Genomic DNA, 1,157 nt, shown 5'->3' with positions numbered 1-1,157 from the left:
CCAGCCGATGAACCAGGGATCCGGACTGGTGCTGGGTAACCCAACGAACCTCAACTACTGGCCGGGTAGTCCGTTTGCGCCAGACTATAATCAGCATCCAGGTCAATTCCAGTCGTACTCGCACTACGTGATGCCTGGGGGCTTGATCCAATCGTTCATCGACACGATCGGCACTCAAGAAAATTTTCGTCGCGGTGGGACGCTTGCACCTACAGTCAGGATAGAAATCAACGGCGACTCGTCAGAGGTTGATTATTCCTATAGCGTAAATGGTTATGGGCTAGGTGGTTGGGCCGATATCCCTGCAAACCTTAATGTGAATTCGGGTGGACAGATCAAGCCTCTAAAGAAATAGCTTTAGTAAATTAATCTATACAGCCATTATCGGTGGGAAGAGGAGATGGCGATGTACCGGCGTATCCTCTTCTCCCTTGTTTGTAAATGGCAAATAAAGGTATGCTCGACTTATTCGACAGTCTCTCGAACTGTCGCTCTGTTTTTTTGTTTTACAGCAGTGATTTCTGAAGCACTGCATTTCCTTATTTTACAAGTTTTTCGTACTGCCCAATATCATCTATCATGCTCAATGAGTACCTTTGCGCAATTACATTGCTTTGTAATCGGTGCTCCAATAAGGGGAATTATGAACCACAATCTTATTTTAATATTTGCAAGTCGCTGGTATATGACAATTTGCGTGTTGGTCGTGTTGTTCTGCTCAGGAATGTCGCTGGCCGTCGAATTAGGTTCTGAAGCAGCGTTTAGCTCTTCACCGTTGCCTCTGTTGACAGAAGAATCATCTAAATACAAGCGCCCAGCTAATTGGGCTAGATATCGGCCCGCGGTGCACCTAACCCCCGCCAAACACTGGATGAACGATCCCCAGCGTCCAATTCTGATTGACGGTATCTGGCACTACTATTACCTCTACAATGCCGATTATCCCATAGGAAACGGTACTGAGTGGTACCACGCGACCTCGGTTGATCTTGTGCACTGGCAAGATCACGGTGTGGCAATCGACAAATACAAGAACGGCCTCGGCGACATTGAAACCGGTAGCGCAGTAATTGACATCGATAACACTGCAGGCTTCGGCCCTGGCGCTGTAATCGCCATCATGACTCAACAACACGAGGGTGTACAGCGCCAGTCGC

1 protein-coding gene and 1 pseudogene are annotated in these 1,157 nt (G+C 48.0%); both read left to right on the top strand.

The genetic code is table 11. The features are described 5' to 3' along the window. On the top strand, positions 1-355 hold a 355-nt coding region (locus L652_RS0100040), incomplete at its 5' end, for a glycoside hydrolase family 68 protein (RefSeq protein ID WP_029770068.1). A 288-nt stretch (positions 356-643) separates the two neighbouring features. Then, positions 644-1,157, top strand: a pseudogene (locus L652_RS1000000125585) (glycoside hydrolase family 32 protein); the annotation flags it as partial.

This window comes from Pseudoalteromonas sp. TB25, from assembly GCF_000497995.1.
In the GTDB taxonomy this organism is placed as follows: Bacteria; Pseudomonadota; Gammaproteobacteria; order Enterobacterales; family Alteromonadaceae; genus Pseudoalteromonas; species Pseudoalteromonas distincta.
The sequence above is the reverse complement of the archived record's forward strand: the minus strand, read 5'-3'. Positions and strand labels throughout refer to the sequence as shown.